The sequence below is a fragment of the uncultured Halovibrio sp. genome, assembly GCF_913056445.1.
Lineage (GTDB): Bacteria > Pseudomonadota > Gammaproteobacteria > Pseudomonadales > Oleiphilaceae > Halospina > Halospina utahensis_B.
This window is the reverse complement of sequence record NZ_CAJXMA010000018.1, coordinates 22,268-41,595: the sequence shown is the minus strand read 5'-3', so window position 1 is coordinate 41,595 and position 19,328 is coordinate 22,268. Positions and strand designations below refer to the sequence as shown.

Below are 19,328 nucleotides of genomic sequence, written 5' to 3'. Positions count from 1 at the left end.
AGCCATACGATCCAGCAGGCCGTTAACGCCGGCGTCAGTGCCTACATTGTGGACGGGCTTGAACAGCATCGGGTCAAGCCGATCGTGGAGGTGGCGGTGGCGCGTTTCGAGGCTTTCCAGTCACTGCGTCATCAGCTGGAGGAGACGCGGACGGCGCTGGAAGAGCGTAAGGACATCGAACGGGCCAAGGGGCTGGTGATGAAGCAGAACAACTGTTCGGAAGATGAGGCATTCCACAGCATGCGTAAACTGGCGATGGATCGGAATCAGAAACTCAGCGAGGTGGCCCGCCAGCTGATTGAGGTACTGGGTGGGGCCGAAGGGGCGGGATCCCCGGAGGCAATGGATGACTGACTGGATGCATGGTACGGAATCAAGTGAGACCATCCGGTTGGGATTCATCCCCCTGCTGGACGCCGCGCCCCTGATCATGGCTCAGGAGGCAGGCTTCTTCGCGGAGGAAGGGTTGGATGTCAGCCTGTATCGACAACCCTCCTGGTCCAGTCTGCGGGATCGTGTCGGCGTTGGAATGCTGGATGGCGCCCAGATGCTCGGGCCCATGGCCCTGGCCATCAATATGGGGCTCGGGGCGCCGCCGTGCCCGGTCATCAGCCCTATGGTGCTCAGCCGTAACGGCAATGCCATCACGGCCAGGCGAGCGCTCTATGAGCAATTGACTTCTACCGGCTTCGATCTCTCCGAACCCTCGGAGGCGGCATGTGCCCTGGCGCGGGTCGTGGCGTCCAGTGATGAGCCGATCAGGCTGGGCATTGTCTACGCCTGGTCCACCCATTACCTGCAGCTGCTCGACTGGCTTGCCAGTGCTGGACTGTCGCCCGGCCCGGGTCTGGAGCTGGTAACGGTGCCGCCGCCGGAGATGATGACTGCACTGGCCTACGGCAGCGTTGATCTGGCCTGTGTCGGTGAGCCCTGGAATTCGCTGATGGAGTATCACGGGCTGGGCCAGATCCTGGCGACGGGGTGCCAGGTCTGGCAGAACGCGCCGGAGAAAGTCCTGGGCGTGCGCCGCGACTGGGCGCAGGCCAACCCGGAAAAACTGCGTGCGTTGATGCGTGCCCTGGTCCGCTGCTGCCGCTGGCTGGATGACCCGGATAATCGCGAACTCGTCCACCGCATACTGGTGCACCCCCATTACCTCGGCAGTGCCATTGAGCCTCTCGGAGATCAGGGCGAAAGTCTCTTCCACCCCAGGGTCCAGCAGCACTTCTTTCGTCAGAGTGCGAACTTCCCGTGGCTCTCCCAGGCGCAATGGCTGCTGTCGCGTATGCGTCTGCGCAACCAGGGCGAGCAGCTGCTGGAGACACCGGATCTGGACAGCATTTTCCGTCCCGACCTCTACCGCAAGGTCGCGGAAAGCCTGAGTCTGGACGCGCCGATTATGGACTATAAGGACGAGGGGGAGCACCGTCAGCCCTTTGTGGTGGAAGGAGTCCGGGGGCAGGTTGAGGTAGCCCCGGATGCCCTGATCGCAACCGCCGGTCAGGACTGATCCGCGCCGGTGCATGGGGGCTGCCTGATGCACCTGATTCGGTCGTGGATGATCATCTTCTGCGGGTCGGGTTCCATAAAAAGCCTTTAAAATCAGAATCAATGATCAGTGGCATGCTTCCTGCTTAGGCTTGGGTGTGCCACGGACAGGTTGACGGTTTGCCATGGCACGGACCGGCGTGGCGGCCGGGGTGCAGATGGAGCTGCACACCAGAACATGAATTGAAACGGCAAAGGCGCCTGCTCCCGGACTGGGGGCAGGCGCTTTTTTTTGGTTTGTTGCAGGGGAGAAGTCCAATGAACGGGAACAGGCGGACAGTGTCCGGAATCGGCGCGCTTCTTCTGGCGGGTCTTGTGAGTGCATTGCCGGCGGGGGCCGAGGAGATCGGCCCGGCCGAAAAGCCGGACCTCAAGCTGGGGTTCATCAAGCTGACCGACATGGCCCCGCTGGCCATTGCCAAGGAGAAGCACTTTTTCTTCGACGAGGGTCTTTTTGTGGACCTGGAAGCCCAGTCCAACTGGCGCGTCCTCCAGAATCGCGTGGCCCGGGGCGCGCTGGATGGCGCCCACATGCTCGCGGGCCAGCCCATCGGGGCCAGCATCGGGGTTGGCGGTAACAGCTCCGACATTGTGACGGCATTCAGCATGGACCTGAACGGTAATGCCATTACCGTTTCGAACGATGTCTGGGAGGCCATGCGCCCCCATGTGCCGAAGCGAGAGGACGGCAAACCTGCCCACCCGATCAGTGCCGAGGCGCTTGCACCCGTTGTGGAATCGAGCCTGGACGAGGGCGAATCGTTCGACATGGGGATGGTTTATCCCCTCTCCACCCACAATTACGAGATCCGTTACTGGCTGGCGGCTGGCGGGCTTCACCCCGGGTTCTACGAGCCGCTTGAGGGTGACAACAGCGGTCGCAGCGGAGCGGATGTCCGGCTTTCCGTGACGCCACCACCGCAGATGCCCTCCACCATGGAGGCCGGCACCATCCAGGGCTACTGCGTGGGCGAACCCTGGAACCAGCAGGCCGTTGCCAAGGGCATTGGCGTTCCCGTGGTCACCAACCATGACATCTGGCCCCACAACCCGGAGAAAGTCTTCGGCGTGACCCGGGAGTGGGCCGAAGAGAACCCGAACACCCACCTGCGCGTGCTCCGGGCGCTGATCCGGGCAGCCCACTGGCTGGACGAGAACGGCAACGCCAATCGCGAGGAGGCCGTCGAGATCCTCTCGGATTCCCGTTACGTGGGGGCGGACGAAGAGGTCATCGCCAACTCCATGACCGGGACCTTCGAATACGAACCCGGCGACGTGCGCGAGGAGCCGGACTTCAACGTCTTCTTCCGCCACAACGCCAACTACCCCTACTACAGCGACGCCATCTGGTTCATGACCCAGATGCGGCGCTGGGGCCAGATTCCGGAGCAGAAGCCGGATGACTGGTACATGGAGAAGGCGCGCGAGGTCTACCAACCCGCCACCTATGAAAAGGCGGCGCGTTCTCTGGTGGCGGACGGCACCCTGAAGGCCTCCGATTTCCCGGATTTTGACGACATCGACGGCTTCAAGCCGGTTCAGGACGACTTCATCGATGGCCGGGCCTATAACGGCCGGGAACCCAACGCCTATATCAACAGTTTCGAGATCGGACTCAGCGGCGATGAAACGCCCTGATCAACAGGAGGCGGCGTTATGCAACAGACAGCCCCGGTGACACGGATCGCCGACTTCATGAAGCAACGGATGGCGGGGTTCAATCTCCAGGGTGCCATCAGGGCCCTGAGCATGCCGGTACTGGGCGTGCTCGTGTTCCTCCTGCTGTGGCAGATGGCGGCCCAGAACGTTACCACCTCCCTGGGCAGCCTGCCCGGGCCGGCGGGCGTCTGGGAGCAGGCGGGCAACCTCTGGGCGGACCATCTCGAGGAGCAGCGGCGCGCCGCCGAGTTCATCGAGATGCAGAAGGAACGCAATGCTCAGATTCTGGAGCGCAACCCGGACGCCGAGGTGCGGATCCGCCCCTACAGCGGCAAGGAAACCTTCATTGATCAGATCCTGACGAGCCTGGGGACGGTGTTCTCGGGCTTTGTCCTGGCCTCACTGGTAGCGATCCCCCTGGGCATTGTCGTGGGGCTGAACCGGTACCTGTACGAGGCGGTGAATCCCGTGATCCAGGTGTTTAAGCCGGTCTCGCCGCTGGCCTGGCTGCCCATCGTTACGCTGGTGGTGTCCGCGACCTACACGGTCGATGACCCCATGGTCTCGCGCGCCTTCATCACGTCCATGGTCACGGTCTCGCTGTGCAGTCTCTGGCCCACGCTCGTGAACACCATCATGGGTGTGAATGCGGTGAGCCAGGACCTGCGCAACGTCAGCCAGGTCCTGCGGCTGGGCTTTTTCACCCACGTCTGGCGGGTGGTGCTGCCCTCCGCCATACCCATGATCTTCACCGGCCTGAGGCTGTCGCTGGGAATTGCCTGGATGGTGCTGATCGCCGCCGAGATGCTCGCCCAGAGCCCCGGGCTCGGCAAGTTCGTCTGGGATGAGTTCCAGAACGGCAGCAGCGAATCACTGGGTCGCATCATGGTGGCCGTGATCGTTATTGGCCTGATCGGGCTGGTGCTGGACCGCGGCATGCTGATGCTGCAGCGCCTGCTCTCCTGGGATCGCGCCAGCGCCACACACTGAACAAGGGAGGTTTCATCATGAGTCATTCACGTCCCCATCTCGAACTGTCCTCAGTGGGCATGGGGTTCCCCGTCAAGGGCGGGACCTTTACGGCCCTGGAGGACGTCAACCTGCGCGTCGCCGAGGGCGAGTTCATTTCCCTGATCGGCCACTCCGGCTGCGGCAAGTCCACGGTTCTCAACATCATCGCGGGCCTGATGCGGGCCACGCGTGGCGGGTGCCTTCTGGACGGCCGCGAGGTCACCGAGCCCGGCCCGGAGCGCGCTGTGGTCTTCCAGAACCACTCGCTGATGCCCTGGCTGAGCGCCTTCGGCAACGTCGAACTGGCCGTGCGCCAGGTGTTCCGCCGTTTCATGACGCGCCAGCAGCGCCGGGACTGGGTCATCCACAACCTGGAACTGGTGCACATGGGGCATGCCATGGACAAGCGGCCGGATGAACTCTCCGGCGGCATGCGCCAGCGCGTGGGCATTGCCCGGGCCCTGGCCATGCAGCCGAAGGTGCTGCTCATGGACGAGCCCTTCGGTGCCCTGGATGCGCTGACCCGGGCGCACCTGCAGGACTCGCTCATGGAGATCCAGCGTGAGCTCAACAGCACCGTCATCATGATCACGCACGACGTGGACGAGGCGGTGCTGCTGTCCGACCGGATCGTGATGATGACCAACGGGCCGGCCGCAACCATTGGTGAGGTCCTGGACGTGCCGTTGGCGCGGCCTCGCGACCGTGTCGGGCTGGCGGACTGCGCCGAGTACAACCGTTGCCGTCAGTCGGTGCTGAGCTTCCTCTACGAAAAGCAGCAGAAAGTGATGTCGATGCCCAGGAAGAGTGGTGAGGCCTGGGGTGATCCGGAAGGGGCGCCATCGGCATCGGGGGCCGTGAACGCCTGATTCTGGTGCATCAGCGCCCACGTGTGCACCAGCAGGGTTCCAGTGACTCCCTTCCATCGACATGCCTTTGTTTCCAGGTAGTTGATTCTGTTGGGGAGTAAGTGTTGGCACGCAACCTGCTTCCTGAAGGGTGTGTCTGAGGACACGGACATTGCGAATCAACAGGGCATTGGCGCCTGATCGGTCTTCCTTAAGGGAAGGTTGGCAGGCGCCTTTTTTGTTGGGGCAGGGCCCCGGAGGCAGGAATGGGTGGTGAGCTCGTCATTATCGGACACGGCATGGCCACGCAGCGGCTCCTGGAGTCGCTGGCGGGGGAACAGCACGGCTGGCGTGTGACCGTCATCAGTGACGAACCGGAGCTGGCCTATAACCGGATCCTGCTCTCCCCCTGGCTGGCCGGCGAAACCACCACGGATGCGCTGGCGCTGGCATCGCCCGGCTGGTACGCGAATCAGGGCGTGCAGCTGCACCAGGGTGACGGCGTGGCCTGGATTGATCGCGCCGCACGGGCAGTGATCACCCGGGCCGGCCACAGGATTCCCTTTGACCGGCTGGTGATCGCCACCGGCTCCCGTCCGGCCATACCAGTGATCGAGTGGGCCGACCTGGAGGGCGTAACCGGATTCCGGAGCCTTGAGGATGCCCGGTGGATGGCGGAGGGCTCCCGGCAGGGAGGCAATGCCGTCGTTATTGGTGGTGGCTTCCTCGGGCTGGAAGCGGCCGAAGGCCTGAGGGCGCAGGGGATGACAGTGTCCGTGGTGCATCGGGGGCACTCCCCCCTGAACCGGCAGTTGGACGCGACCGCCGGCGGGATGCTCGCTGAGGCGCTCCGCCGGCGGGGTATGGTCCTGCACCTGGCCAATGGTGTGGATCGGATCCAGGGCAACGGCCGGGTCGAGGCGGTTCGCCTTCAGGACGGCCGTGAACTGGCAGCGGATCTGGTGGTGATGGCGGCAGGGATCCAGCCGAACCGGGAACTGGCGGAGGAGGCCGGGCTTGAATGCGAGCGTGGCATTCATGTGGACGCCACGCTCACCACCAGCGACGAACGCATCCATGCCCTGGGTGAATGCTGTCAGTTCCGGGATCAGACCTACGGTCTGGTCGAGCCGGTCTACCGGCAGGCAGAAGTTCTCGCTGACCGGCTCTGCGGTGGCCGGCGGGTCTACCGTGAAACGCCCGTGGCAACGCGGCTCAAGATCAGTGGTGTGGATGTGTTCTCCTGCGGGGATATTGAACCCCGTGACCGGGACACCGAATCCATCCTCTACCACGACCGTCGCGGTGGCGAGTACCGCCGCCTGCTCCTGAAGAACAACCGCCTCGTCGGTGCCGTCCTGTATGGCGATGCATCGATGGGCCCCTGGCTCTTCGATCATCTGAGCCGGGGAACGGATCTCAGTGCCTGGCGCGCGAGCCTGGCATTTGGCGAAGCATACTGCGAGGCGGCCTGAGATGCTGCCCGCTGGCAACCGGAGGAAAATGCCATGACACAACAGAACCTGATCGTGATCGGTAACGGCATGGTCGGCCACCACTTCCTGGAGCAACTGGCTGAAAGCGGCCAGGCGGACGGCTTCCATGTGACCGTACTGGGGGAGGAGCGGCACATCGCCTACGACCGCGTGCACCTGTCCGAGTACTTCCAGGGCAAGTCCGCCGATGACCTGGCGTTTTCCACGGCGGACCAGTATGCCCAGTGGGGGTTCGAGTTGCGGCTGAACACGGCGGCGACCGCCATTGACCGGGAGGCCCGCACGCTCACCCTCGACAGAGGCGAAACACTGCCCTACGACAAGCTCGTGCTGGCCACCGGCTCCTATCCCTTCGTGCCCCCGATCGAGGGCAATGACCGCGAGGATTGCCTGGTCTACCGGACCCTGGACGACCTGGATGCCATCCGCGAGGCCGCTTCCCGGTCGAACACCGGTGTGGTGGTTGGCGGCGGCCTCCTGGGGCTGGAAGCCGCCAACGCCCTGCGCGAACTGGATCTGGACACGGCGGTAGTGGAATTCGCACCCCGGCTGATGCCGGTCCAGGTGGACGAAGAGGGCGGTGGCATCCTGCGCGAGAAGATCGAGGAACTGGGCGTGCAGGTGCTGACCGGCCGCGCGACCCAGCGCATCGAGGCGGGCACCAACGCCCGTCACCAGATGGTGTTCCAGGATGACCGGCTGCTGGAGACGGACCTGGTTGTATTCTCCGCCGGCATCCGTCCGCGCGATGAACTGGCACGGGATGCCGGCCTGACCATGGGCGAACGCGGGGGCGTCGTGATTGACGATCACTGCCGTACCAGTGATCCCGACGTCCTCGCCATCGGTGAAGTGGCGCTGTGGAATGACAGCATCTTCGGCCTGGTCGGGCCGGGCTACCAGATGGCTAAGGCGGCCCTGGATACTCTGACCGGGGGCGACCGGGCCTTCACCGGGGCGGACATGAGCACCAAGCTCAAGCTCATGGGTGTGGACGTGGGCGCCATCGGCGATGCCCACGGCAACCAGAACCCGGGGGCGCGCTTCTACCGCTACACCAACGGCATCGCCCAGGAGTACCGCAAGCTGGTGGTCTCCGCCGACGGCAAGCAGCTCCTGGGTGCGATGCTGGTGGGGGATAACAGCTATTACGACACCCTCCTCCAGTATGCCCTGAACGGCCTGGAACTGCCGGACAACCCGGAATCCCTGATCCTGCCGGCCAGCGAGGGCGGTGCCCCGGCGCTGGGCGTGGATGCCCTGCCGGAGACTGCCGGCATCTGTTCCTGCCATAACGTCACCAAGGGCGACATCGTCCAGTACGTACACGACGGGTACACCTCGGTCGGGGACGTTAAGGCCGCGACCAAGGCGGGTACCGGCTGCGGTGGCTGCGCTGGCCAGCTCAAGGAGATCGTCGACCACGAGATGGCGGCGCTGGGCATGGAGGTGGACAACAGCGTCTGCGAGCACTTCCAGTACACGCGCCAGGAGCTTGAGCACATCATCCGCGTCGAGGGCATCCATGATTTCCATACCCTGCTGAAGAATCACGGCCATGGCCTTGGCTGCGACATCTGCAAGCCGGCGGTGGCCTCGATCCTGGCTTCCACCTGGAACGACTACGTGCTCAACCCGGAACACGTGGGCCTGCAGGACACCAACGATACCTTCCTCGCCAACATGCAGAAGGACGGGACTTTCTCCGTGGTGCCCCGTGTCGCCGGCGGCGAGATCACGCCGGACAAGCTGATCACCCTGGGCGAGGTGGCCAAGGAATTCGAACTCTACACCAAGATCACCGGCGGCCAGCGCGTGGACCTCTTCGGGGCCAAGCTCAACGACCTGCCCTCCATCTGGCAGCGGCTCGTGGATGCGGGCTTCGAGACCGGCCACGCCTACGGCAAGGCCCTGCGGACCGTGAAGAGCTGTGTCGGCAGCACCTGGTGCCGTTACGGCGTGCAGGACAGCGTGCAGCTCGCCATTGATCTGGAGCACCGCTACAAGGGCATCCGCGCCCCGCACAAGATCAAGTTCGGCGTCAGCGGCTGCACCCGTGAATGCGCCGAGGCCCAGAGCAAGGACTTCGGCGTGATCGCCACCGAGAACGGCTGGAACCTCTATGTGGCGGGCAACGGCGGCATGCGTCCGCGTCACGCGGATCTCTTCGCCCAGGACCTGGATACCGACTCGCTCATCCGGTTCGTTGACCGGTTCATGATGCTCTACATCCGTACCGCGGACCGGCTGCAGCGTACCGCGCGCTGGCTGGAGAACCTGGAAGGCGGCCTGGATTACGTCTACGACGTGGTCGTCAACGATTCACTGGGCATTGCCGAGGACCTGGATAACCAGATGGCGCGGCTGATCGAGAACTACCAGTGCGAGTGGAAGACCACGCTGGAGGATCCGGACAAGCTCAAGCGCTTCCGCCAGATGATCAACGACGACGGCGACGACCCCTACGTGGTCACGGTGGAAGAGCGCGAGCAGCCGCGCCCGGCCAAGGCCGAAGAGAAGCTGGAACGCATTCCGGCGGTATCCGTCTGAGGAGGATTCACATGACACATCAGAATGAATGGACCCCTGTGGGCAGCAGGGCCGACCTGGTACCGGGCGCGGGCATTGGCGCGCGCTTCGGTGACCGCCAGGTGGCCATCTTCTACATCCCCGAGTTGGAGCAGTCACTGTTCGCGGTGGACAACTACTGCCCGATCTCCGGTGTGAACATCATCGCCCGGGGCATTGTGGGTGATATTGAGGGCGAGCCTGTGGTCGCGACACCGTTGTACAAGAAGCATTTCTCACTGCTCGATGGCCGCTGCCTGGAAGACGCCAGGTACAGGATCCGAACCTACGCTGTGCGCCTGGAAGGCGACCAACTGCAGCTCGCGCCGCAGGAGCAGGGGCAGGGCGCTGCGGCCTGAATCCTGAACACCAGCCGGGGGCACGGATAGGATCCTGGCTTGCCGCGTGGCGGGGCGGGTGGAGAATTGACGGAAATCAAATTCAAAATCAATGAGATAGATCAATCTTGTTTTGGGTTAACGGGCTTATGCTGGTTCCATAATCCAACGGCAGGAGCCCGACCATGAAATTGAACCCGATTCGCCAATCCCTAATCGCTGCCCTTTCCATCAGTGTCATTGGCGCAGCTGCCCCTGCTTTGGCCTACGACAAGGGTGACACCATTGTCCGTGGCGGTATTGCCAGCGTGGTGCCCGGTGGCAGCTATTCCTCGGATCTGAATCTTCGTGCAGATTCGGATATCCAGGCGGGCGCAAGTATCAGCTATATGATGACCGATAATATGAGCGTGAATCTTCTGGCCGCCACACCTTTTGAGCACGATATAGAGATGAGCGGCGCAGGTACAATTGGCTCAACCAAACATTTGCCGCCGACGGTAACTGTCTCCTGGTTTCCATTGGCTGGACAGAACCTTGCGTTTAAACCCTATATTGGGGCAGGCGTGAACTACACCACTTTTTTCGATGAATCTCTCGACGGCAGCAACGCAAGCCTAAAGCTGGATGATTCAATCGGTCCCGCGGCTCAGGTTGGCGTAGATGTACCATTGGATGAGAGTTGGAGTGTTGGTGCGGCTGCTTATTATGCGGATATTGATACTGATCTGACGGTAGCAGGTAAGGATCAGGGCACGGTGGAGATTGATCCCATGATCTACCGCCTGCACGTCGGCTACAGCTTCTGAACCCAGTGACTCTGCGAGCGGGCGTCAATTGGCGTCCGTTCGAGTCCTTTCCTGATTGTTCCTGTCTATTCTTCTCCCCAAGCTGTTATCCACTGATTCCGAAACCGCCCCTGATTACTGGCGTTATCGTGACTTTTCCTCTTTAATCCTGCTCAGTATCCGGACCTGAAGAGGATTGAGCGTATGGACACAACCTCCCTGATCGGCCTGGCGGTGATCGTCCTGATCGTCGGCTATGCCATCGTCATTTACAACCATCTGGTCACGCTGAAGAACCGCTTCAAGAATGCCTTTGCGCAGATTGATGTCCAGCTCAAGCGTCGGCATGACCTGATCCCCAATCTGGTGGAAACCGCCCAGGGCTATCTGACTCATGAGCGCGAGACGCTGGCCCGGGTGACCGAAGCCCGCACCGGGGCGATGCAGGCCCAGGAAAATGCCCGGAAAGATCCCGGGGACGGACAGAAGATGAACAACCTGGCCAGTGCCGAGAACATGCTCACCAAGGCCCTTGGCGGTTTCAATGCGGTGATGGAGAATTACCCGGACCTCAAGGCCAACGAGACCATGCTGCAGCTTATGGAGGAGCTGTCCTCCACCGAGAACCGCGTGGCCTTTGCTCGCCAGTCGTTCAATGACTCCGTGATGGACTACAACACCTACCGTGAGAAGTTCCCCAACAACTTCATGTCGGGTTTTTTCGCCTTCAAGCCCGCCGGGCTGCTGGAATTCGATACCGAGGCGCTGAGCGAGCCGCCGTCCGTCTCCTTCAGCTGAGGGGGTGGCTACCATGCGCTTTTTCGAACGCCAGGACCGGGCGCGGCGCCAGTCGCTGGTCCTGATTCTGCTGTTCCTGCTGGCCGTGAGCCTGATCATCCTCGCGGTCTCGGCGGTGCTCTACGGCTTCTACGTTTTCTGGGTCCACTACCCGGTGCCGTTCCTGGACTGGCTCCTCTCGGAGCCCGGCTGGGCCGTGACCGGTACAGTGGCGGCCATTGTCGCCATGGGGTCACTCTACCGTTACGCGGATCTGCGTCGCGGCGGGGAACGGGTGGCGCGCATGGCGGGTGCCCGTCCGGTTCCCGCTGATACGGCAGAAAAGGGAGAGCGTCAGCTGCGCAATGTTACTGAGGAGATGGCCCTTGCCAGCGGGGTCACCGTCCCGCAGCTGTTCGTGATGGACCAGGAGGCGGCCATCAACGCCTTCGTGGCCGGTTATCAGCCCAATGAGGCGGTGCTGGTGGTGACCCGGGGCACTCTGGATGAGCTCAGCCGCGATGAGCTGCAAGGCGTCGTGGCCCATGAATTCAGCCATATTCTCAACGGCGACATGCGCATCAACGTGCGGCTCATCTCGATGCTGGCGGGTATTCTGCTGATCGGCCAGCTGGGCCAGTACCTGGTGCGGTTCGGCATCTGGGGCTGGAGCGGTTACCATCACCGGCGCCGCTACGATGGCGCTCTCGTACTCGCGGGCGCCGTGCTGGTGATTGTGGGCTACGTCGGGCTTTTCATGGGGCGGGTTATCAAGTCGGCGGTCTCGCGCCAGCGCGAATACCTGGCGGATGCCGCCGCCGTGCAGTTCACCCGCAATCCTGAGGGCATCGGAGGGGCGCTGTACCGGATCGGCGTGGCTGCTTCCGGATCGCGGCTCAGAGCCACCAGTCATGCGGAAGACCTGAACCACCTGTGCTTCGGGGAAAGCGTCTCTCTGGCGCGCCTTCTGGCTTCCCATCCTCCGATTGAGGACCGGCTTAACGCCATCGATGAGACCCTGCTGGTGCGCATGAAATCCCGGGATCGCAAGGCTGCCCGGGAACAGGGTGAGGCGCCGCCCACGGCAGCCAACGAGGCAGCAGCGGCCATGGGGTTCTCGGGTGCGGGCGGTCTCGAGATCGGCAGTGGTGCCACCTCGGTGGGGGCGCTCAGTGAGTCCGGGACCTGCCATGTCCGCTCACTGCTTGCCGCGCTGCCCGGCGGCCTGAACCAGCAGCTGCATGGGGCCGAGGGGGCAGTCCACCTGTGTCTGGCGCTGGCGCTGGAAGAGGCGGACCACGGCGCCTTGGATCAGTGGCTCCTGGAGCTGGAGCCGGTGGGTGCCGTAGCGATTGACCCACTCCTGGTGCGCCAGATGATCCAGACGCTGCGTGATCTGGGCCCGGCCTACCGGGTGCCGCTGGTCGAGCTGTCACTGCCGGCACTGCGGGAGCTGGAGACACCGGCGAAAGGCCAATTACTTCGGGACATGGAACAGCTGATCCGCGAGGACCGTGGCGCCCGCCTGCACGACATCGCCATCCTGGGCTTCCTCAAACATCATCTCGGCAAAAGCGCGGGTCGCAACCGGAAGGTGGTCCACCGTCGCTACGGGGCGGTAATGCCGGACATCCGCCGGCTGTTGTGGCTGATGGCATCGGCGGGTACACGCGCCGATCCGGAGCCCCTGTACCGGGAGGCCATGGCGGGATTCGAAGCGGAGGCCAGGCGGCCTTCCGGCGAGGGCACCAGCGCCCGCAAGCTGCTTCAGTCACTGGGGCGGCTGGACGGGCTGCCGGCGATGCTCAAGCCCGCCATCATTGATGCCTGTGTTCACTGCATCCAGGAAGACGGGCGTGTCAGCCCGCGTGAGTATGAGCTGCTGCGCATCATTGCCGATCAGCTGGACTGCCCCATGCCGCCGCTGCCCGAGTCCGGGGATAACACCCCGGAGGAAGACTGATCAGCCGGTTTTCAGGGGCTTGTGGGCAATGTCGGGCTCCTTGCCCTTAAGCATCTGGTTCCAGTAGAACGGTGGCAGCAGGTGCTTCTTGACCACCCAGTAGAACCGGGATTCGCTGAAGGGGCTCAGGGGCAGGGTTGGCGTGACCACGCCGTCGTACATGAACTCGGCCAGCATCACCTTGCCGTAAGCGGTGACCAGCGGGCAGGAGGTATAGCCGTCGTACTGGGCTGACAGTGCCTCTCCGTCCATCCGTGCCAGAAGGTTCCTGACGGTGACCGGCGCCTGCTTGCGCACCGCGGCGGCCGTCTTGGAGGTGGGCAGGGAGCTGGCATCGCCCAGTGAGAAGACGTTGGGGTAGCGGGTGTGCTGTGTGGTGCCCTTGTCCACGTCCACCCAGCCGTCGGCATTGGCCAGCGGGCTCTGTTTCACGAAGTCGGGTGAGGTCTGGTGCGGTGTCACGTGTAGCAGGTCGTAGGGCTGTTCCACCTCGGTGGTTTCCCCGTTGGCGTCCTTGGTGGCGAAGCGGGCCACCTTGCGCTCGGCATCAATGGCAACCAGGTCATGGCCCAGGTTGACGCCGATGCCGTAGCGGTCCATCACCTTCTGCAGGTGCGGTACGAAGTCCGGTACGCTGAACAGGGCGCCGGCGCCGCTGTAGAACTGCAGGTTGCTCTCCGGGCTGAGGTTGTTGCGGCGCAGGTGGTCCGCCGCCAGGTAGGCGATCTTCTGTGGCGCGCCGGCGCATTTCAGCGGGGGCGGCGGCTGGGTGAAGATAGCGTTGCCGCCCCGGAACTGGCGCAGGCATTCCCAAGTGTAGGGTGCCGTTTCCGGACTGTAGTTGCTGCACACGCCGTTGCTTCCCAGGGCTTCACGCAACCCTTCCACGCGATCCCAGTCCAGCTTGATGCCGGGGGCGACGACCAGGTGCTCATACTGCACCTGGCGGCCGTCCTCAAGTGTGAGCTGGTTGCTGTCCGGCTCGAACGTGGCCACGCCGGCGTGGATCCAGATGGCCGTTTCCGGCAGTGTTTCCTTCTGGGCCCGCTGGGTGCTGTCCATGTCATAGGTGCCGCCGCCGACCAGCGTGAATGCCGGCTGGTAGTAGTGGACTTCCGAGGGTTCCACCACGGCCACATCCAGTTCCGGACGCTGGCGTAGCAGGGAAGCGGCCACCGTGGTGCCGGCAGTGCCACCGCCGACGATGACCACCTGATGGCTGGGGGACTGGGAGGAAGCGTTCATGGGGCCTCTCACTCTGGTTCTGGTTAATAGTGCGTTGGAATTGCTGCTTATGGTAACGCGTTTTCTGAGATCATAATTTGATAAAAACAAAATTGTAAGTCTTTTTTGGAATATACAAATCAGGCAAGTGCATGGTGGGGGCAGTTGACGGATTCGGTGGCGGGAGCGCGCGGGTAGCGGGATCATACCCGTCGCCGTCAGCCACCGGAGGCTCCCATGGAACTCGTCTGCCCGGCGGGCAGCCTGCCCGCTCTCAAGGCGGCTGTTGATGCGGGAGCGGATGCCGTCTACATCGGCTTCCGCGACCACACCAACGCCCGCCAGTTCGCCGGCCTCAACTTCACCGAAAAGCGCATGCGCGAGGGGATGGAGTACGCCCGCCAACGTGGCACACGCGTTTTCTGCGCCCTCAACACTTACCCGCAGCCCGCGGGCTGGAAGCACTGGACGTCAACGCTGGACCGGGCGGCGGACCTGGGGTTTGATGCCCTGATCCTGGCGGATATGGGGCTGCTGGACCATGCGGCCCGTCACCATCCCGGGATTCCGCGCCATCTTTCCGTACAGGGCTCGGCCACCAGCCATGAAGCACTGAGGTTCTATCACCGGGAGTTCGGTATCAGCCGCGCCGTGCTCCCCAGGGTCCTGTCCATGGATCAGGTGCGGCAGGTGGCCGGGCATTCCCCGGTGGAACTGGAAGTGTTCGCTTTCGGCAGTCTCTGCATCATGGCCGAGGGGCGCTGTTATCTGTCTTCCTATCTGACCGACGAGTCCCCGAATACCTGTGGTGCCTGTTCACCCGCAAAGGCCGTGCGCTGGGAGGAGAAGGGCGATGAGCTGGAGGCGCGGCTCAACGGTGTTCTGATCGATCGCTTTGCCGGCCATGAGCAGGCGGGCTACCCGACCCTGTGCAAGGGGCGCTTTGAAGTGGAGGGGGCCGTCTACCACGCCATTGAGGAACCCACCAGTCTCAACACCATGGATCTGCTTCCGGAGCTGCACCGCCTTGGTGTTTCCGCCGTCAAGATCGAAGGGCGGCAGCGCAGCCCCGCCTACAGCGGTCAGGTGGCCGGAACCTGGCGGGCGGCGATCGACCGCGTGAAAGCGGATCCCGAGACCTTTGAACCCGCCCCGGAATGGCAGCGCACGCTGGGCGACCTGTCCGAGGGTGGGCAGACCACACTGGGCGCATGGACCCGGAGCTGGAAATGACGATGAAACTCTCACTGGGGCCGATTCTCTGGTACTGGCCCCGCCAGGATGTGCTCAACTTCTACGCCGAAGCGGCCGAATGGCCGGTGGAGACCATCTATCTCGGCGAGGTGGTGTGTTCCCGCCGCCGGGACATGAAGGTGGCGGACTGGATGGATCTGGCCCGCGATCTGCGCGACTGCGGCAAGGAGGTGGTGCTTTCGAGCCAGACGTTGATCGAATCCGAAGCGGACCTGCGCACCCTGCGCCGCATCCGGGACAACGGCGAATTCCTGGTCGAGGCCAACGATCAGAGTGCGCTGAACATGGTGATCGAGGCCGGCCTGCCGTTCGTCACTGGCCCCTCCATGAACGTCTACAATCCCGCAACACTGCGGGTTCTGCTGCGCCGGGGCCTGCAGCGCTGGTGCCTGCCAGTGGAACTGAGCCGCGATACGCTCGCCGACATGCAGGCCACGCTGTATGAGCAGTCCCTGCATGCGCCGGTGGAAGTCTTCGCCTGGGGCTTTCTGCCACTGGCCTGGTCCTCCCGCTGCTTCACCGCGCGCTACTACGGCAAGCCCAAGGACCGCTGCGAGTTCGTCTGTCAGCAGCATCCGGACGGGTTGGCTCTCAGGTCCCGGGAGCATCAGGATGTTTTCCGGCTCAATGGCACCAGCACCCTGTCCGGCGCCCGCTATGACCTGATGCGGGAGCTGCCGGACATGCAGCGGCTGGGCGTGGACACCGTGCGCCTGAGTCCGGAGCACGAAGGTATGGCGGAGGTCGTGGCACGTTTCGACCGGGCGCGTCAGGGAGACATGCCAGAGCGTCATCCGCTTCACCTGGCGGAGGCGCCCCCCTGTGACGGCTACTGGTATGGCCGGCCGGGCATGGACTGGAGTCAGACCCCATGAAGCAGACACTGGACCGAATGGCGCGCAGCCTGATTCCGCTGGTGGATGCCCGGCTGCCCTGGGGGCTCAAGCAGGGGCTGGTGGAAGTGCCCCTGAATCACCTTTTTGCCGAAGCCCTGGTAGAGGGTGATTTCGAGGAGCTGGAAGGGCGTGTGCTGCGGCTCGAACTGGAAGACGCCACCACCGGGGTGACCCTGGGGTTCTGGGGTGGACGCCTGCGAATGGCGGACGCAGCGCCCGAGGCGACCATACGGGGCACCACGGAAGCCTTCCGGCGCCTGGCGGAGCGTCGGGAGGACCCGGACCGCCTGTTTTTCCAGCGTCAGCTGGTGATCGAGGGGGATACGGAGCTGGGGCTGGCGGTCAAGAACCTGCTGGATGCGCTGGAATGGCGCATTCCTCTTCTCAGCGGCCCTGCCGCGCTCAGCGCGCCTCCGGATGACGCCGGTTGATCAGATCCCAGGCCTTGTGGATCTCCTCCAACCGGGCCCGGGCCAGCTCCGGGTCCATGTCCGTGTGCTGGACGCGGTCCGGATGATAGAGGCTGCGCTGTTTGCGGTAAGCCTGGCGCAGGGTCTCCAGTGAATCCGAGGGTTTGCCACCAACCACCTGGCAGGCGCGGGCGAGACCGGTCAGGGGCGTTTCGCTGGTGCCTTCGCCCGGGGAAGTGATCCAGACCTTGCCCCGGTAGCTCTGAAGGATGCGGTTGCTGGCGGTGGCCGGCAGGCCGGTGGCGATGATGGCGGTGTGGCAGCGGGCAATGCGGGCGGCCGAATCCGGGCCGTCCTGGTAGCACAGGTGCGCCAGCGCCATGCTCAGGCGCAGCGCTGAATCCGGCCAGCGGCGCGTGAGCAGCCGGAACCACAGGGGCACCACCGGCTGGGCATCCTGCTTGCCGTTAGTGAAGCGCCGGATCAGCCGGCGGCGCTGACGGGGCCCTGCATTGAAATTGCGCATCAGGGACTCGCCGTAGCGGATGTCCAGCTCGGTCACCCGGCCGTCCGCCTTGGCCACATAGCCCATCAGCCGGAACAGTGTGCCGCGTGCCCATCGGGGCAGACCGGTGCGTTCCAGGAGCCGGGCGCCGTGATGGCCGCAGGACGCCAGCTCACGGAGCAGGTCGGAAAGGTTCTCCGGCAGTGCGTCCGTACTGTTGTGGCTGTGTTTCGCGCTCATGGGGCAGCACCACTCCCTGCCAGTGTGCGCGCCGTTTCGAGGCGCTCTGGGGTGCCAACATCCACCCAGTGACCGTCATGGCGGAGGCCGCTCACCCGCCCCTGCTGGCAGGCGGTGCGCAGAATGGGGCCAAGCCGGTCCTCTTCATCCGGTGCACTGTCGATCAGGCGCCGGCTCAGCCGGCTGATTCCGGCAAAGGTGAGCGATTCACCCTGGTCCCTGGTTATCCGGCCATTGGCCAGTGCGAAATCCCCGCCACTGTGGTGGGCCGGGTTCGGCACCAGGACCAGGTGGGCATCCAGATCTTCCCCCAGTGGCGTGGTGGCAAGCGCGGCCATGTCGAAATCCGTCCAGACATCCCCGTTGATGACCAGGAATTCATTGCCTGTTTCCGTGAGCATCGGCAGCGCCCGGCGTAATCCGCCCAGAGTCTCCAGCGGCTCCCCCTCCCGGGAGTATTCAATGCGGGCCCCCAGATGGGCGCCATCGCCGAGCTCGGCTTCAATCCGCTCGCCGAGCCAGGCGGTGTTGATGACGATATCGGGAACACCGGCCCGCACCAGGGCCTCGATGTGCCACTGGATCATCGGCCGACCGCCCACCGGCAACAGCGGCTTGGGGGTCTCCAGAGTCAGTGGCCGCAGGCGTTCGCCGCGCCCGGCTGCCAGGATCATGGCCTTCATGTGGCCCCCGCCATGGGTTCCACGGCCGGTGCCACGCGTTCCGCGAGCCAGTCCCCGAAGTGTTCGAGCGCCGGCTGACGCCGTGCGGCCGAGATGATGTAAGCCAGGGTGCGCGGGATGTCCGCCAGGTAGCGCGGCTTGCCATCGCGCTGGTCGAGCCGCGCGAAGATGCCGCTGGCCTTGAGGTGGCGCTGGATGCCCATGAGCTCGAACCACTGGCGGAAGGTGGCCTCGTCCGCCTGATGCAGGCCGGCCTCCCGCGCCTCCAGGCGGTAGGCCTCCAGCCACTGGTAGACCTTTTCGAGCGGCCAGGCGACGTAGCAGTCCCGCAGCAGTGAGGCAGCGTCATAGGTGATGGGGCCGGTGACCGCGTCCTGGAAGTCGATGATGCCGGGGCTGTTATTGTCCGTCACCAGCAGGTTCCGGGAGTGGTAGTCACGGTGGACCGTAACCCGGGGCTGGGCGAGGGCGGACTCGGTCAGGGTGGCGAAGGTGGTCGCCAGCATGGCCTGCTCCTGGCTGGAGAGCTTTAGGCCGAGCTTCTGTTCCAGAAGCCAGTCCGGGAAAAGCTGCATCTCCTGCTGCAGGCGCTCGCGGTCATAGGATGGCAGGGGATGGTCCGGCGGTGAGGACAGGCCCTGAAGGCGGACCAGCGCACTGAGGGCTTCGCCGTAAAGCCGGTCCGCGCTTGCCTCGCTGGTGAGTTCATCCAGGTAGAGCCGGTCGCCCAGATCCTCCAGCAGCAGGAACCCCTGCGCCTGATCCTCGGCCAGCAGTGCCGGCACATGCAGGCCGTGTTCGTGCCAGTGATGTGTCAGCGCCACAAAGGCCCCGCAGGATTCCTTCTCCGGCGGGGCATCCATCACGATCCGGGAGCCCTCCGGGGTCTGCACACGGAAATAGCGCCGGAAACTGGCATCGCCGGCCACCGGTTCCGGTGTCCGCGGCGCCGTTCCGAGGCACTGGTCCAGCCAGGCCAGCATGGCGTCGTAGCGTTGATCCATGGTTGCTCCCGTTAATGGGCGCCGCGCCAGGCAGCACCTTTCAGATGTGTTGTATTCTGCATTAACCCTCTGCCAGCTGGCCAGAGAGCGTTAACATGCTGCAGTGGCCCATGTAG

The 19,328-nt window shown here is 64.0% G+C and carries 18 protein-coding genes; 14 read left to right on the top strand and 4 right to left on the bottom strand.

All coding sequences use genetic code 11. The features are described 5' to 3' along the window. The 11 genes from QZ501_RS05870 to QZ501_RS05820 form a co-directional block, all read left to right on the top strand. The coding region (locus QZ501_RS05870) for an ANTAR domain-containing protein (RefSeq protein WP_295717964.1) at window positions 1–354 on the top strand (354 nt) is incomplete at its 5' end. Next, window positions 347–1,510 carry a CmpA/NrtA family ABC transporter substrate-binding protein gene (locus tag QZ501_RS05865; RefSeq protein WP_151439895.1) on the top strand — a complete coding sequence of 388 codons (1,164 nt, stop codon included), beginning with the start codon at window positions 347–349 and terminating at the stop codon, window positions 1,508–1,510. The genes QZ501_RS05870 and QZ501_RS05865, both read left to right, overlap by 8 nt. 296 nt (window positions 1,511–1,806) lie before the next feature. After that, window positions 1,807–3,186 (top strand): CmpA/NrtA family ABC transporter substrate-binding protein, encoded by a 1,380-nt coding sequence (locus tag QZ501_RS05860; protein ID WP_295717961.1) that lies wholly within the window; start codon window positions 1,807–1,809, stop codon window positions 3,184–3,186. Between the two features lie 57 nt (window positions 3,187–3,243). Further along, window positions 3,244–4,197, top strand: a complete 954-nt coding sequence (locus QZ501_RS05855; protein ID WP_295717973.1) for an ABC transporter permease — start codon at window positions 3,244–3,246, stop codon at window positions 4,195–4,197. A gap of 17 nt (window positions 4,198–4,214) precedes the next feature. Further along, window positions 4,215–5,087, top strand: coding sequence for an ABC transporter ATP-binding protein (locus QZ501_RS05850; RefSeq protein ID WP_295717959.1), 873 nt, complete (start codon window positions 4,215–4,217; stop codon window positions 5,085–5,087). Window positions 5,088–5,332: 245 nt separating this feature from the next. Then, window positions 5,333–6,541 carry an FAD-dependent oxidoreductase gene (locus tag QZ501_RS05845; RefSeq protein ID WP_295717957.1) on the top strand — a complete coding sequence of 403 codons (1,209 nt, stop codon included), beginning with the start codon at window positions 5,333–5,335 and terminating at the stop codon, window positions 6,539–6,541. A 33-nt stretch (window positions 6,542–6,574) separates the two neighbouring features. Continuing rightward, window positions 6,575–9,112 (top strand): nitrite reductase large subunit NirB, encoded by a 2,538-nt coding sequence (gene nirB, locus QZ501_RS05840; protein ID WP_295717955.1) that lies wholly within the window; start codon window positions 6,575–6,577, stop codon window positions 9,110–9,112. 11 nt (window positions 9,113–9,123) lie between these two features. Next, on the top strand, window positions 9,124–9,489 hold the full coding sequence (gene nirD / locus QZ501_RS05835; protein ID WP_295717953.1) for a nitrite reductase small subunit NirD: 366 nt from the start codon (window positions 9,124–9,126) through the stop codon (window positions 9,487–9,489). Between the two features lie 164 nt (window positions 9,490–9,653). Further along, entirely contained in the window at window positions 9,654–10,277 is a 624-nt protein-coding gene (locus QZ501_RS05830; protein ID WP_295717951.1) for an OmpW family outer membrane protein, read from the top strand. A 183-nt stretch (window positions 10,278–10,460) separates the two neighbouring features. After that, entirely contained in the window at window positions 10,461–11,054 is a 594-nt protein-coding gene (locus QZ501_RS05825; protein ID WP_295717949.1) for a LemA family protein, read from the top strand. A 13-nt stretch (window positions 11,055–11,067) separates the two neighbouring features. Then, on the top strand, window positions 11,068–12,996 hold the full coding sequence (locus QZ501_RS05820) for a M48 family metallopeptidase (RefSeq protein ID WP_295717946.1): 1,929 nt from the start codon (window positions 11,068–11,070) through the stop codon (window positions 12,994–12,996). Here QZ501_RS05820 and QZ501_RS05815 read toward each other — a convergent pair whose 3' ends face one another. Next, window positions 12,997–14,241, bottom strand: a complete 1,245-nt coding sequence (locus tag QZ501_RS05815) for an FAD/NAD(P)-binding oxidoreductase (protein ID WP_295717943.1) — start codon at window positions 14,239–14,241, stop codon at window positions 12,997–12,999. A gap of 216 nt (window positions 14,242–14,457) precedes the next feature. Here QZ501_RS05815 and QZ501_RS05810 point away from each other — a divergent pair, with 216 nt between their 5' ends. The 3 genes from QZ501_RS05810 to QZ501_RS05800 are packed head-to-tail and all read left to right on the top strand — an operon-like array spanning window position 14,458 to window position 16,801. Beyond that, window positions 14,458–15,453 carry a peptidase U32 family protein gene (locus QZ501_RS05810; RefSeq protein ID WP_295717941.1) on the top strand — a complete coding sequence of 332 codons (996 nt, stop codon included), beginning with the start codon at window positions 14,458–14,460 and terminating at the stop codon, window positions 15,451–15,453. Continuing rightward, window positions 15,450–16,349: a U32 family peptidase gene (locus tag QZ501_RS05805; RefSeq protein ID WP_363174636.1), complete on the top strand. Its 900-nt coding sequence runs from the start codon at window positions 15,450–15,452 to the stop codon at window positions 16,347–16,349. Before QZ501_RS05810 ends, QZ501_RS05805 begins: the two co-directional genes overlap by 4 nt. Next, window positions 16,346–16,801 (top strand): SCP2 sterol-binding domain-containing protein, encoded by a 456-nt coding sequence (locus QZ501_RS05800; protein ID WP_202405674.1) that lies wholly within the window; start codon window positions 16,346–16,348, stop codon window positions 16,799–16,801. The genes QZ501_RS05805 and QZ501_RS05800 overlap by 4 nt, the downstream gene beginning before the upstream one ends. Here the strand turns inward: QZ501_RS05800 and QZ501_RS05795 are convergent. From QZ501_RS05795 to QZ501_RS05785, 3 genes are read right to left on the bottom strand one after another with little or no spacing between them, the layout of a single operon-like run. Continuing rightward, on the bottom strand, window positions 16,773–17,525 hold the full coding sequence (locus tag QZ501_RS05795) for a molecular chaperone DjlA (RefSeq protein ID WP_160899031.1): 753 nt from the start codon (window positions 17,523–17,525) through the stop codon (window positions 16,773–16,775). The genes QZ501_RS05800 and QZ501_RS05795 overlap by 29 nt on opposite strands. Further along, window positions 17,522–18,208 carry an N-acetylmuramate alpha-1-phosphate uridylyltransferase MurU gene (gene murU, locus QZ501_RS05790; RefSeq protein ID WP_295717936.1) on the bottom strand — a complete coding sequence of 229 codons (687 nt, stop codon included), beginning with the start codon at window positions 18,206–18,208 and terminating at the stop codon, window positions 17,522–17,524. The genes QZ501_RS05795 and murU overlap by 4 nt, the downstream gene beginning before the upstream one ends. Then, window positions 18,205–19,212, bottom strand: a complete 1,008-nt coding sequence (locus tag QZ501_RS05785; RefSeq protein ID WP_151439909.1) for a phosphotransferase — start codon at window positions 19,210–19,212, stop codon at window positions 18,205–18,207. Before QZ501_RS05785 ends, murU begins: the two co-directional genes overlap by 4 nt. Between the last annotated feature and the right edge of the window lie 116 nt (window positions 19,213–19,328).